16 protein-coding genes are annotated in these 12,590 nt (G+C 63.5%); 9 read left to right on the plus strand and 7 right to left on the minus strand.

Annotated features, from left to right (window positions below; translation table 11 throughout):
• Nucleotides 1-122: 122 nt before the first annotated feature.
• Nucleotides 123-1,640: a PucR family transcriptional regulator gene (locus RG2_RS18550; RefSeq protein ID WP_033234223.1), complete on the plus strand. Its 1,518-nt coding sequence runs from the start codon at nt 123-125 to the stop codon at nt 1,638-1,640.
• A gap of 33 nt (nt 1,641-1,673) precedes the next feature.
• Here the strand turns inward: RG2_RS18550 and RG2_RS18555 are convergent, their stop codons facing one another.
• From RG2_RS18555 to rpmB, 7 genes are all read right to left on the minus strand, one after another.
• Entirely contained in the window at nt 1,674-3,035 is a 1,362-nt protein-coding gene (locus tag RG2_RS18555) for a flavin monoamine oxidase family protein (RefSeq protein ID WP_033234224.1), read from the minus strand.
• A gap of 159 nt (nt 3,036-3,194) precedes the next feature.
• The gene (locus RG2_RS18560) at nt 3,195-3,659 is read right to left on the minus strand and encodes a hypothetical protein (RefSeq protein WP_033234225.1); all 465 of its coding nucleotides are present in this window, start codon (nt 3,657-3,659) and stop codon (nt 3,195-3,197) included.
• 19 nt (nt 3,660-3,678) lie between these two features.
• Nucleotides 3,679-4,614, minus strand: a complete 936-nt coding sequence (locus tag RG2_RS18565; protein ID WP_033234226.1) for an AEC family transporter — start codon at nt 4,612-4,614, stop codon at nt 3,679-3,681.
• A 110-nt stretch (nt 4,615-4,724) separates the two neighbouring features.
• Entirely contained in the window at nt 4,725-4,982 is a 258-nt protein-coding gene (rpsR, locus tag RG2_RS18570) for a 30S ribosomal protein S18 (RefSeq protein WP_003946414.1), read from the minus strand.
• A 9-nt stretch (nt 4,983-4,991) separates the two neighbouring features.
• Complete coding sequence (gene rpsN, locus RG2_RS18575; RefSeq protein WP_033234227.1) at nt 4,992-5,297, minus strand: 30S ribosomal protein S14; 306 nt, start codon at nt 5,295-5,297, stop codon at nt 4,992-4,994.
• A gap of 2 nt (nt 5,298-5,299) precedes the next feature.
• Entirely contained in the window at nt 5,300-5,464 is a 165-nt protein-coding gene (gene rpmG, locus RG2_RS18580; RefSeq protein WP_003946358.1) for a 50S ribosomal protein L33, read from the minus strand.
• A gap of 4 nt (nt 5,465-5,468) precedes the next feature.
• A complete protein-coding gene (rpmB, locus tag RG2_RS18585; RefSeq protein ID WP_033234228.1) occupies nt 5,469-5,705 on the minus strand; it encodes a 50S ribosomal protein L28 in 237 nt (78 codons plus the stop codon).
• 105 nt (nt 5,706-5,810) lie between these two features.
• Between rpmB and mrf the strand changes: the two genes are divergently transcribed.
• The 8 genes from mrf (at nt 5,811) to RG2_RS18625 (ending at nt 12,587) form a co-directional block, all read left to right on the plus strand.
• Nucleotides 5,811-7,079, plus strand: a complete 1,269-nt coding sequence (gene mrf, locus RG2_RS18590) for a ribosome hibernation factor-recruiting GTPase MRF (RefSeq protein WP_230590132.1) — start codon at nt 5,811-5,813, stop codon at nt 7,077-7,079.
• A complete protein-coding gene (locus tag RG2_RS18595) occupies nt 7,076-7,330 on the plus strand; it encodes a type B 50S ribosomal protein L31 (RefSeq protein ID WP_033234229.1) in 255 nt (84 codons plus the stop codon). Before mrf ends, RG2_RS18595 begins: the two co-directional genes overlap by 4 nt.
• A complete protein-coding gene (rpmF, locus tag RG2_RS18600) occupies nt 7,330-7,503 on the plus strand; it encodes a 50S ribosomal protein L32 (protein WP_033234230.1) in 174 nt (57 codons plus the stop codon). The genes RG2_RS18595 and rpmF overlap by 1 nt, the downstream gene beginning before the upstream one ends.
• An 18-nt stretch (nt 7,504-7,521) precedes the next feature.
• Nucleotides 7,522-8,133, plus strand: a complete 612-nt coding sequence (locus tag RG2_RS18605) for a trimeric intracellular cation channel family protein (protein ID WP_033234231.1) — start codon at nt 7,522-7,524, stop codon at nt 8,131-8,133.
• Nucleotides 8,134-8,204: 71 nt separating this feature from the next.
• Nucleotides 8,205-8,891, plus strand: coding sequence for a response regulator transcription factor (locus RG2_RS18610; protein WP_033234232.1), 687 nt, complete (start codon nt 8,205-8,207; stop codon nt 8,889-8,891).
• Between the two features lie 68 nt (nt 8,892-8,959).
• Nucleotides 8,960-10,339 (plus strand): HAMP domain-containing sensor histidine kinase, encoded by a 1,380-nt coding sequence (locus tag RG2_RS18615; RefSeq protein WP_202025801.1) that lies wholly within the window; start codon nt 8,960-8,962, stop codon nt 10,337-10,339.
• A 191-nt stretch (nt 10,340-10,530) separates the two neighbouring features.
• A complete protein-coding gene (locus tag RG2_RS18620) occupies nt 10,531-12,009 on the plus strand; it encodes a S1C family serine protease (protein ID WP_072782610.1) in 1,479 nt (492 codons plus the stop codon).
• Nucleotides 12,010-12,089: 80 nt separating this feature from the next.
• Nucleotides 12,090-12,587, plus strand: coding sequence for a MogA/MoaB family molybdenum cofactor biosynthesis protein (locus RG2_RS18625; RefSeq protein ID WP_179300869.1), 498 nt, complete (start codon nt 12,090-12,092; stop codon nt 12,585-12,587).
• Nucleotides 12,588-12,590 lie beyond the last annotated feature (3 nt).

Below are 12,590 nucleotides of genomic sequence, written 5' to 3' on the forward strand. Positions count from 1 at the left end.
GCGCCACGAACCCGCACTGTGTGGGGCTGTGTCAGCAAGTGTGCGCTGACTCACAGATTTCGACAGCTGCCAAAAAGTCGAAATCTTTTGGGATCGACGCGCCGAGTTGTACAGTCCAGCGCATGACGATCCCCGTGCGGTGGATGTTGGCGCAGGAAGACCTTGCTTTGGAACTCAAAGGCGGGGCAGAAGGCGTCGGTCGAGAAATCACGTTTGCGCACGCCACGGAACTGCTTGACCCGTTCCGTTGGCTGACCGGAGGTGAATTCATCCTCACGACCGGCATCAGATTGCCGTCGACTGCGCAGAAACGTGGGCGGTATCTCCGCATGCTCGACGCGGCCGGCGTGGCTGCTGTCGGATTCGGCACCGGGCTCTCGTACCCCGAGGTGCCGGTCGACCTGGTTACCGTCGCTGACGAAATCGGCCTGCCGTTGATCGAGGTGCCGTTGCCGACTCCCTTTGCCGCTGTGGTGAAACGAGTGATGAGCCGGTTGGCCGAACAGGAATACGAAGCGGTTCTGCGGGCATCGCGGGCACAGCCGAAGATGACGCGCGCCGTTATCGCCGGTGGAACCGCCTCGACGGTGCGTGAACTCGCCATCGCGACGTCGGCGACCGTCCTGTTGCTCGACGTGGCCGGTCGGGTGCTCGAGAGTTACCCCGAACTGCCGGCCGACGACGTGATCGAGGAACTGCGGGGGACTCTGGGCGGCGGCGCGTCCAGCAGCGTCACCCTCGCGAGTTCGGGGGCGTCCATCGCGGCGCAACGGATATCCGTCGGCCGAACACTTCACGGATACCTGGCGGTGATCAGCGCGTCGTCACTGAGCTACGTCGACCAGATCCTACTTGGTCACGCAAACTCGTTGCTGGCGTTGGACTTCGAGAAGCCGGCTAGGTTGCAGGCAACGCAGAATCAACTGAACTCGCACGCGCTTGGCCTGCTGTTGACCGAGGATCGCGATCCCGCGCCGGCGTGGCAGCAGATTCGGGCAGCGGCAGACGGGGACGGCATGATCCGTGGTCTCACGGTGCTGGCCGACACGCCCGACATTGCGACGCGCGTCGCGGGAGAAATTGCGTCGTTCCTGAACAAGGCCGGCCGGCAACTCTTCTCACGTATCCACGATGCCCGGGTCACGGTTGTTCTGCGTGGAACCGACGACGTCGACTTCGTTCGAGCGCTGCTGCGAGATGTGTCGACCGGTGACCGCCGTTCGTTGCGGGTGGGACTGAGTGGCAAACGTGAGGTTCTGGCACTAGCGGACACGGTCGAGCAATCACAGCTCTGCGCGTCGGCGGCGGAAACCGGTGGGGAGCCTTTGGAATTCGCAGCTCTCACAGGGAGCGTGCTACTCGCGTTCAGTTCAACCCGAGAAGTGCTGAACACGTTGGCGGAAACGATGATCGCCCCGCTCGATCGCTACGACCGCGACAACGGCACCGAACTGCTGGCGTCGTTGCGCGCTTTCCTCGAAGCCAACGGGCATTGGGAAGCAGCGGCTATCGCCATGGGCGTTCATCGGCATACGTTGCGCAGCCGAATTGCCAAGGTGGAGACGCTGATCGACTGCAGTCTGGACGTGGCACGGGTGCGAGCGGAGTTGCTACTCGCGATCATTGCCCGGCAGTCGTGACCGCTGAAACGAGCGGTCACGACTGCGATCGGGTTATCCCTTGACTCGGGAGACGATGTCGGCCGCCGTCCGTTGTCCCATCCGCACAGCGCCGTCCACGTGCTGGTAGCCTTCGGCCGCAATGTCGGAGCAGGAGAAGTGAATCGGGCCGACCGGTGTCCGTGAATCGGCGCCGTACCGGTGCAGACCACCGAGATCGAAGCTCGCGGCGTACGCGCCTCGGGTCCATTCCTCCGAACCCCAGTCGGATTCGTAGTACACGATCGGCTCTTCTGCCTTCGGGCCGAGGAAGCGGGCGATCGACCCGAGAATCGTGGCCTTACGCTCTTCGGCGGAAAGCTCGAACATCGCGTCCGCCTTCTCGTCGGAGACGAAGGCGACCAGGGTGCCACGAGTGTCCTCGTGGTTGGTGTTGTCGTACACCTCCTGAACGACCTCGGACGCGCCGAAACCGGTGCCGGACAAGCCGTCTTCACGCCAGAAGGGCGTCTCGTACACGGCGTGCACCTTGATGACCAGACCAAGGGACTGGTGCTGGTGCATCTGGTGTTGGCGGCGCGGCAGCGGGGGATCGTAGGAGATCCGAGAGTAGAGATTGGGCGGGACAGCCAGGATGACCTTTTTTGCCTCGACGCGAACGTCACCGTCCGCCAACACAACTGCACCGTCTTCGGTCCACTGCACGGTACGCACGGGAGCGTTGAGGAAGACATCGTCGCCCAGGGCGGCGGCCATGCGGATGGATACCTGCTGCATTCCGCCGACCACACGCTTGTCGAGAATGAAGTCCTCGTCCACCAGGTTCGAGAACGAACCGGCGGAGGCGGCCATGAGAACGGCCTGCAGCGCGGAGAACGCGTGGGCAGGCTTGGTGAGCATGCCACCGGCGATGAAAAGCCCGATGTTGTCGCGAGCTTCGGCGTCGTCGGACTGATTGATCAGCCACTGCTTGAACGAGACGGTGTCGAGGTCACGGGCAAGTGGATGAGCCCACGGCTCCTCCGCGCCGATCTGTGCTGCGAGATCGTCCATCTCGTCGATGAGGCGGTCCATCTCTTTTTTGGTGGTGTCGTTCGTGGGGAAGGAGTCGCCGGTGTAGCGGGTGCGTTCGCCTGCGGTGGAGATGTAGACGGATTCGCCCTCGCGGTATCGGTCGAACGTCGTGAGGCCGAGTTCGTCGAGAAGCCCGATCAGCGCGGTCTGGTCGGGGGAGACCCACTGGCCGCCGATTTCCAGGACCGCGCCGTCGACGGTGTCGGTCCAGGTGCGGCCGCCGACGCGGTCGCGTGCCTCGAGAACAGCGACGGACAAGCCGGCTTTGCGCAGCGCGGTTGCGGCTGCCAGGCCGGAGGGGCCGGCGCCGACGATTGCGACATCTCTCTGAAGAGTAGGCACTTGCGAGCTCCTTCGTGGTTGAGTACCGCTCGAGTCGAATAGAAGCCGACGCGTGAACAGTGAACGGGTGACTGCTCACAGTCTGCCGCGAAGAGATCCACGCCACACCTGACAAAACGGAGTGTCAACCCGTAGAAGTTGTGACGAAAAGGCGTGCGACTATCCGTTGACCACGACGCGATCGCCGAGCGGTCTACTCAAATGCACATCGAGGGAACCGAACACGGCCACAAGAACGCACATCCTGTCCGCAGCTTCGGGCAGAGAACCGGTGTGGAGCGTGATGACCACCGCGTCGTCCGTCTCGTCGAGAGTTGTATACGCGCCGTAACATTCCGGCGTTCCGGTCACGAAATGAACGGCAACGGTGTTCTCGTCCACTTCCGACCACGACTCGAACATGGTCTCCCCGGCGCCGACGATGTCCGGCCGATCCTCGAACATCGTGCCGATATCTGTGTCGTCGACCTCCGTGGGGACAGGCGATTCTCGTGCCCAATCGGCGGGAACAGCACCCTGCGCTGCAAGCACTTTCGGGGTCCCGACGCCGGCATTGGTACTCGTGCCGATGGCACATCCCGCCAATGCCAGGGCGGCCAGAACGGCGAGGGTGATTACGCGCATGCATCCACCGTAACCCTGGTCATGCGAGTAGCGCCGTGACCAGCGCGATTGCCGGAATTGATGCCAAAGTGGTGACAAATGCGCTGTCTCGGGCCAACACCATTCCGCGACGGTAACGGCTCGCGTAGATGAAAACGTTCTGGGCCGTCGGCAAGGTGGACACGACGACGATCGCAAACAATTGATGACCGTCGATGCCGAGCAGGTAATGCGCCATCAGATAGGCGAGCACCGGTTGGACGACGATCTTGAGCGTCGACGCCAGCGCCACGTCCCGGCGGGGACTCGAGCCTTTCTCGAGCACGCGCACGCCGTACAAGGACAGGCCGAAGGCAAGCAAGGCGCCGGGTACCGAGGTTGCCCCGATCAATTCGAACGGCTGCATCAGCGGTCTCGGTGGCACCCAGCCGATCAACGCGACGATCAAGCCCGCCGCACCTGCGAGCACGATCGGGTTCTTGAACGGAGCGGTGACAGTGTCGATCAGTGACAGTTTTTCGGCTTCGCCCCGCAATGCCGTGAGATCGAGGATCGTCAACGCGATGGGGGAGTACACGACAATCTGGAACAGCAGAAGTGGCGCCACGAACGTTGCGTCACCGAGGACGAACACTGCGATCGGGATACCGAGGTTCGCCGAGTTCACGTACGACGCGGACAGCGCGCCGATGGTCAGTTCGGGAAGCGGTCGACCAAGCCAGAGTTTTGCGATCACTACGTACAAGGCGCCGACGGCAAAGGCAGTGGCCGACGCGACCGCCAACGTAGGCGAGAAGATCACCGACAGATCGGACGACGCGAGGGTCGTGAACAGCAGCGCGGGGGTTGCGACGAAGAAGACGAGGCGGCCGAGAACACATTGGCCTTGGCTGCCCAACGTGCCGAGGCGACCGAGGAGAAAGCCGACCGCGATGACAACAAAAATAACGGTGAAACCCGCAATAACTCCCGACACGCTGCGGGCACCTCTCAGCTGGACCGAATAACTTCAGGAATCTTAGTCCGGGCAACAAAAAGGCCGCGCAGTCGAGTGACTGCGCGGCCTTTCCGGTCTTCTACGTGTGACTACCGTGCGGCGGTGAAGGGAAGCAACGCCATTTCGCGTGCGTTCTTCACTGCAACGGCGACCTGACGCTGCTGCTGCGGGGTCAGGCCCGTGACGCGGCGGCTACGGATCTTGCCGCGGTCCGAGATGAACGTGCGAAGCAAGTTGATGTCCTTGTAATCGACATGCGTGATCTTCGCTGCGAACAACGGGTTCTTCTTGGGCTTACGTCCCTCTACGGGGCGTGGCTTCTTCGACGGTGAACGCTTGACTGCCATCCGACTTCCTTACCAGCTCGACTTGTGTACGCCAGGCAGTTCCCCACGGTGCGCCATTTCTCGCACGCGAATCCGGGATAGCCCGAACTTCCGCAGGTGGCCGCGCGGACGTCCATCCGCAGCGTCTCGATTGCGCAATCGTACCGGACTCGCGTCGCGTGGTAGACGTTGCAGGGTCGCTTGGGCCCGTGCGCGTTCCTCAAGGGAGCTTTTCGGGGAGCGAATCGTCTCCTTCAGGGCGGACCGCTGCTCGCGGTATCGCTCGACGATGACCCGTCGTTGGTTGTTCTTGGCGATCTTCGACTTCTTGGCCACGGCTATTTCTCTTCTCGGAAATCGACATGCTTTCGGAGCACCGGGTCGTACTTCTTCAGCACGAGTCGATCGGGGTCGTTGCGACGGTTCTTGCGGGTCACGTAGGTGTAGCCGGTGCCTGCGGTGGACTTCAGTTTCACGATCGGCCGGATCTCGTTGCGGGCCATCAGCTCAGATCTTCTCGCCGCGTGCGCGGATTCGGGCGACGACGGATTCGATGCCGTCGCGGTCGATCGTCTTGATGCCCTTCGTGGACAGAGTGAGGGTGACGCGACGCCCTTCGCTCGGCAATACATACGTCTTGCGCTGGATGTTCGGATTCCAGCGGCGATTCGAACGCTTGTGGGAGTGCGAGACGGATTTTCCGAATCCCGGCACACGTCCGGTCACTTGGCAGCGAGACGACATGGGTGTTCCTTTCTAATTGCAGATGACAATCGTTTTCGACAATGGAGTGAGATCAATGTAGCGTCCAGTCTCGGTAATGACAATCATTCCCAGAAAGGGCGCGCTGTGAACACGATCCTGGACGGCAGGACTCCGCTGGTCCTGGTTGCCGGCATGAGCGAAACCACCACACCGACCGCGCGCGCACTACTGCGGGCCGGAACAGTGCTGGTGCATCACGACCTGAGTCACGTCCGCGAAGGAGTAGTGCGACGGACAATCACGACAGTGGCCGGGACGACAGTGACCGGAACGACAGTGGCCGGCAACACGGTCTCGGAACGGGAGACCATCCTCGAACTCGCGCACGGTTGCGTGTCCTGCACGCTCAGCCAGGATTTGCTACCGCTGCTGCGTCGGTTACACGCTCGCAGTTCGGTTGCGCGCATCGTCGTGCTGCTGGACCCGCAACTCGAACCCGAAGCGCTGTGCTGGGCGATCGAGCACGTCGTGGTGGCCGGAGTCGTCGGCCAACTGGACGGTCCGGCCGAGCGAGATGTTCGCGTCGACGCCGTTGTGACGTGCATCGACGCCGAAAGCTGGCTTTCGGACGCCCTCAGTGACGAAGCCCTCGACGACGATCGAACACTGGCTCAGGTGGTTGTCGGCCAGGTCGAGTTCGCCGACGCACTTGTCGTGCAGGGGATGGCGGATATCGACAGTTGGCAACACACGCGTCTGCGGGCTGTCCTGGCTCGGCTTGCGCCCCGGGCGCCCGTCGTCGATGCGGGCGGCGACATCGAGAAGGTGCTCCTCGCAGTGCCCGAGGATTCCAGACGCGGCGAACTTGCCGACGCTCACTCACCGCTGCTGCGTTTCCAGCCACCGCTCGAGGAAGACAGCAGCGTGATGCTCGTGGAGTTCACCGCCAACCGCCCGTTCCACCCCGGACGTCTACATGACGCGATCGACGTCCTGCTCGACGGCGTCGTGTGCTCGCGCGGGCGAGTGTGGGTGGCGACGCAACCCGGGGAAGCGCTCTGGCTGGAATCCGCAGGCGGCGGCCTACGGGTTGCGAGCGCAGACACGTGGCTGGCGGCCATGACTCCCGAGGAACTGGAGGGCGTGCCGGTCGAGCGACGCGCACTGGCCGCATTGAAATGGGACGACCGTTTCGGCGACCGCGACACCTCGATGGTGGTGCTGGTGTGCGACGCCAACCCCCTCGAGATCGACCGAACGCTGCAACATGCGCTGGTCACCGACGAGGAACTGGCCGACGAAAAATCGTGGTCCGACTGGGACGACCCGTTCGGCGAGTTCCACGAGGACCCATGCGACGAATCCCAATCACCCTACGCAGAAACCGAATCGATCCGAGAGGCAAACGAATGAAAAAGCAACTGCACCCCGACTACCACCCCGTGGTGTTCCAGGACGCCGGCACCGGCAAGAGCTTCCTCACCCGTTCCACCGTGACGAGTGACCGAACCACCCAATGGGAAGACGGCAACACCTACCCGCTGCTGGTTGTCGACGTCACGAGCGACTCGCACCCGTTCTGGACGGGAGCGCAACGCGTCATGGATACCGCTGGCCGCGTCGAGAAGTTCGAGCGTCGCTACGGAAAGCGCACGGCGCGCTGATGGCTGTTCCCAAGCGGAAGATGTCCCGCTCCAACACACGTAGTCGACGGTCCCAGTGGAAAGCGACGCCGCCCGATCTGGTCGAGGTCACCGCCTTCGGTCACACCCACAAGGTTCCCCGACGGTTGGTCAAAGCAGTTCGACTCGGGGTGATCGACCCTCAGCGGCTCTGACCGTGCGATCCTTGGCCGGTGCTGCTGTCGATCCTCGAACTGGTGGGCATCGTGGCGTTTGCCGCTTCCGGTGCTCTGGTGGGCGTCACCAAGCGTCTCGACATCTTCGGGGTGTGCTCGGTGGGCGTATTCACCGGCATCGGCGGCGGTATCGTCCGCGACGTCCTACTCGGCGTCCACCCACCCAGTTCGCTGAGTAGCTGGCCGTACTTCGGAACGGCCGCCCTCACGTCCCTTGCGGTGTTCTACCTGCACGAGCCGCTCAACCGCCTGCGCCGAGAAATTCTGGCGCTCGACGCACTGGGCATGGGCCTGTTTGCCAGCACCGGAACCGTCATCGCCCTCGAGAACAACGCCAGCGGACTGGCTGCCACGCTGATCGGTGCCACCGCGGCGATCGGTGGCGGCGTGATCCGAGACGTCCTCGTCAACGAGGTGCCCTTGCTGCTCCACAAGGACCTCTATGCCGTCCCGGCGCTCCTCGGCGCTGCGTTGGTGGTCACAGTCTCGGCGTGGGGGTTGTCCACGAACGGTGCGCTTGTGGTCGGCACCGCGTTTGCCGCCGTCTTCAGATTGCTTGCGCTGTGGCGTCATTGGAGCCTGCCGGGACCACGCCGCACTGAAGACTGACCGCGACACGCCGAACCTCCCGAACGGGACCCTCTCAGCCCTATCTCAGCACTTCAGTCCAAACTGTCGGTATGCGTATTTTGGTGGTCGACGACGACCGGGCGGTTCGCGAGTCGCTCCGGCGCTCGCTCAGCTTCAACGGCTACACGGTCGAACTGGCGGTGGACGGACTCGACGCGCTCGAGAAGATCCTCGCGAACCGGCCGGACGCCGTGGTTCTCGACGTCATGATGCCGCGCCTCGACGGACTCGAAGTGTGCCGCCGGCTGCGCAGCGCCGGCGACGATCTCCCGATCCTGGTGCTCACTGCCCGCGATTCCGTCAGCGAACGCGTCGCCGGTCTCGACGCCGGTGCCGACGACTACCTTCCCAAGCCTTTTGCACTCGAAGAACTGCTGGCCCGATTGCGCGCGCTGCTCCGGCGAACCGCACCGGATCCTGACGCAGACTCCGAGATGATGACCTTCGAGGATCTCACCCTCGACCCGGTGACCCGTGAGGTTCGGCGAGGCGAGCGATCCATCAGTCTCACCCGAACCGAGTTCTCGCTTCTCGAAATGCTGATGGCCAACCCACGTCGCGTCCTCACCCGTGGGCGCATTCTCGAGGAGGTGTGGGGATACGATTTCCCGACCTCCGGCAACGCTCTCGAGGTTTACGTCGGCTACCTTCGTCGTAAAACCGAGGCCGACGGCGAACCGAGGCTGATTCACACCGTGCGCGGTGTCGGCTACGTCCTGCGGGAGACACCACCGTGATCGCTGCACCCTTCGGCAAGAACGCGGAGCCGAAGACCTCTCCCACATCGAACGGCTCGGCGGCCGGGATGCGCCCGCCCATGCCGTTGACCCGATCGGTGTCGCTGCGATGGCGAGTTACGTTACTGGCCGCGTCCGTCGTTGCGGTAGCCGTCGCCGTCATGGCCATCGCTGCCTATGCGGTGGTCTCACGTGCGCTGTACGCCGACGTTGATCACCAGTTACGCACTCGCGCATCGGTTCTCATCGACAGCAACATCGTGCGTTTCGATCCGCGGTACATCACCGGTGCCACCCTGTACACCACCGATATCAGTGTGGCCCTCGTCTTTTCGAACCTCGATACGTATCAGCCGCCCGGTTCCGACGTGCCGATCGGCGAACCCGAACTCGCCGTCGCGCGGGGCACCGCCGAGTCGTCACTGCGGACCGTCGAAGGCCAGCGCGTGCTGGCGCAACGAACCCACGACGGAAGCACGTTGGTGATCGCGCAGCGGTTGGAGCCGACCGTCGCAGTACTCGATCGACTTGCCTGGGTGCTGTTTGTCGTCGGCGGCTGCGGCGTCATACTTGCCGCGGTAGCCGGTACGACGGTGGGGCGCACAGGTTTACGACCTATCGCCCGGTTGACGGATGCCACCGAACGCGTTGCCCGAACCGACGATCTGACGCAGATCCCCGTATCCGGCAGCGACGAACTGGCGCGCCTCACCGAGAGCTTCAACACCATGCTCCGGGCACTTGCCGAATCCCGGGAACGACAGAGTCGCCTCGTCGCCGACGCCGGTCACGAACTGCGCACACCGCTGACGTCGCTCCGCACCAATATGGAGCTGCTGATCGCGTCGAGCCGGCCAGGGGCACCACAAATTCCGGACGAGGACATGGCGGAACTGCGAGCCGACGTGGTTGCACAGATCGAAGAGCTGTCGACTCTTGTCGGTGACCTCGTCGACCTCGCGCGAGAAGACGCACCCGAAACGGTGTACGAGCGCGTTGATGTCAGTGACGTCGTCGAACGATCACTCGAACGTGCGCGTCGACGCCGCAACGAAATTGAATTCGAGGCCGTGACAACGCCGTGGTTCGTCTACGGCGATCAAGCGGGACTCTCGCGTGCCGTACTCAACGTCCTCGACAACGCTGCGAAATGGAGTCCCAAGGGCGAGCAGGTGCGCGTCGAGATGCGCCCAGTCGGTCAAGGACTGTTGGAATTGACCGTCAGTGATGCGGGACCGGGCATTCCGGAGGAAGATCGGGAGTTGGTGTTCGATCGTTTCTACCGGTCCACCGCTGCGCGTTCCATGCCGGGATCCGGTCTGGGACTTGCGATAGTGCGCCAGGTGGTGATCAAGCACGGTGGCACCATTGCGATCGAGGAATCCGATCGTGGTGGGGCACTGGTTCGGATCGTGCTTCCCGGGGAGCCGGGTCCGATCGCCGAATAACTGGACACCGTGGGTAATGTGTTCAGCGAGAGTGCTTTTCGAAAAGTGAGCAGGGTGCACAGAATTATCGGTGCAAACTCTGGGCAAAGTGACAGGTGAGTCTCAGCGGCTTCTCAGCAGCGCAAGGCAGTCTTGTAGTCAACAGAGTTGTGACCAACCAATACGGTGGTCACCGAGACGAAAGCGAGCCGATGACCGAGGACCGTAACACTGGGCCTGACCGGCCCGAGCAGCCAGGCAACGAGCCCCAGCCGACGCAGGCTTACCCGACCCAGCAGAATCCTGCCCAGCCTAATCCTGCCCAGCAGAACCCCACGCAGGCTTACCCGACGCAGCAGCAGCCTTACCCGACCCAGCAGCATCAGGCGCCGGGCTACGGGCAGCAGCCCACGCAGTCGTTCGGGCAGCACTACGGCGCACATGAGGCTGCTCACCAGCAGCAGTCGCCCTATCAGAGTGCAGCGAGCCCGGCCGGCCCCGCCGGACCAGGTGGCGCTGCCGGACCCGGCGGACCCGGCGGACCGATCCCCGCTGCGCTGCGCGGACCCAACGCTGATCCCGAACCGGCCAAGCCGAAGTCGAAGCGCATGGCACTGGTAGCCGGCGCGCTTGCACTGGTGCTCGTCAGCGGCGGCGTCGGCGGTGCGGTCGGCGCGATTGTGGCAGACAACAACGGTGGCAGCGGAACCGTCACCAATTCGCTCAACGCTGCCAAGCCGACAGCAACCAACACGTCCAACGCACCGGCCGGTTCGGTGCAGGCCGTGGCTCAGAAGGTCGTGCCCAGTGTGGTCCAGATCGAGGTGGCCACAGCTCAGGGCTCCGGCGGTGAAGGGTCCGGCGTGATTCTGTCCTCCGACGGTCTCATCCTGACCAACAATCACGTTGCCGGCGCCTCCGGTGCGCAGTTGAGTGTGTCGTTCTCCGACGGAAGCAAGGCATCGGCAACCCTGGTCGGTGCCGATCCGGTTTCCGATATCGCCGTCATCAAGGTCGAGGGTCGCAATGATCTGACGCCGATCGACCTGGGCAATTCGGCCGAGGTAGTGGTCGGTCAGCAGGTTGTTGCAGTCGGTTCACCGTTGGGGCTGGCCGGAACGGTCACCGAGGGCATCATCTCGGCGCTCAATCGACCGGTGTCCACCAGCGGCGAGTCGGGCAACCAGAACACGGTTATCGATGCCCTGCAGACCGACGCGGCCATCAACCCGGGTAACTCGGGTGGCGCACTGGTCAACATGGACGGACAGTTGATCGGTATCAACACGGCCATCGCGTCACTGGGAGCCTCGTCGGGCACGCAGGGTGGGTCGATCGGACTCGGCTTTGCCATCCCGATCGATCAGGCCAGGCGTGTTGCCAACGAGTTGATCGAAACCGGCAAGGCCACTCAGGCCATGATCGGCGTGACGGTGCCCTCGCAGGACAACGCGGATGGTGCGACGGTTATGGACGTCACCGCTGACGGTCCGGCAGCCAAGGCCGGAATCCCGAAGGGTGCCGTCATCACGAAGGTCGACGATCGTGTTGTCGCAGACGGTGATTCGCTCATCGCGGCAGTGCGGTCGCACGCTCCCGGCGACACCGTGTCGATCACGTACACCGACGGTGGCCAGCAGAAGACCGTCGACGTCACGCTGGGAACCGCCCCGGCGCAAGGTGGGCGGTGACAGTTGGCGACCGGCCGACGATCACCCCGATCTTCGGCCGGACCGCAACTGATTCGGGGCGCGGCACTACGGTAGGAGTCATGGAACTCGAAGCCACATCGGCCGGCCGCGCCCTGGTTGTCATCGTCGACGATCGCACCGCTCACGGTGATACCACCGACTCCATCGGTCCGTTGGTTACGGAACTGCTGAACGAAGCAGGTTTTCACGTCGACGCGACGGTTGCAGTTGCCGCCGACGAGGTGGAAATCCGGAACGCTCTCAATACCGCGGTGATCGGTGGTGTCGACTTGGTGATCTCGGTCGGCGGTACCGGAGTGTCACCGCGCGACGTGACACCGGACGTGACGGCTGAGGTGCTCGATCGGGAGATCCCGGGAATTGCCGAGGCGCTGCGGGCGTCCGGGTTGTCCGCAGGATCGCTCGAAGCGGGCTTGTCCCGCGGCTTGGTCGGTGTCTCGGGCAGCACCGTCGTCGCCAATTTGGCGTCGACGCGCCCCGCGATCCGTGACGGCATGGCAACGTTGACGGCTTTGGCGGGCCATGTGATCGCCGAACTGTCCAGCCTCGAGGGCTGAGTA

This window comes from Rhodococcus globerulus NBRC 14531 (genome assembly GCF_001894805.1).
GTDB lineage: Bacteria > Actinomycetota > Actinomycetes > Mycobacteriales > Mycobacteriaceae > Rhodococcus_F > Rhodococcus_F globerula.

What these genes read in the sequence shown, in the direction of transcription:
- RG2_RS18550 (WP_033234223.1), top strand. Translation starts at nt 123, where the DNA reads ATGACGATCCCCGTGCGGTGGATGTTGGCGCAGGAAGACCTTGCTTTG.
- RG2_RS18560 (WP_033234225.1), bottom strand. Translation starts at nt 3,659, where the DNA reads ATGCGCGTAATCACCCTCGCCGTTCTGGCCGCCCTGGCATTGGCGGGA.
- rpsR (WP_003946414.1), bottom strand. Translation starts at nt 4,982, where the DNA reads ATGGCAGTCAAGCGTTCACCGTCGAAGAAGCCACGCCCCGTAGAGGGA.
- rpmG (WP_003946358.1), bottom strand. Translation starts at nt 5,464, where the DNA reads ATGGCCCGCAACGAGATCCGGCCGATCGTGAAACTGAAGTCCACCGCA.
- rpmB (WP_033234228.1), bottom strand. Translation starts at nt 5,705, where the DNA reads ATGTCGTCTCGCTGCCAAGTGACCGGACGTGTGCCGGGATTCGGAAAA.
- RG2_RS18595 (WP_033234229.1), top strand. Translation starts at nt 7,076, where the DNA reads ATGAAAAAGCAACTGCACCCCGACTACCACCCCGTGGTGTTCCAGGAC.
- rpmF (WP_033234230.1), top strand. Translation starts at nt 7,330, where the DNA reads ATGGCTGTTCCCAAGCGGAAGATGTCCCGCTCCAACACACGTAGTCGA.
- RG2_RS18610 (WP_033234232.1), top strand. Translation starts at nt 8,205, where the DNA reads ATGCGTATTTTGGTGGTCGACGACGACCGGGCGGTTCGCGAGTCGCTC.
- RG2_RS18615 (WP_202025801.1), top strand. Translation starts at nt 8,960, where the DNA reads ATGCGCCCGCCCATGCCGTTGACCCGATCGGTGTCGCTGCGATGGCGA.
- RG2_RS18620 (WP_072782610.1), top strand. Translation starts at nt 10,531, where the DNA reads ATGACCGAGGACCGTAACACTGGGCCTGACCGGCCCGAGCAGCCAGGC.
- RG2_RS18625 (WP_179300869.1), top strand. Translation starts at nt 12,090, where the DNA reads ATGGAACTCGAAGCCACATCGGCCGGCCGCGCCCTGGTTGTCATCGTC.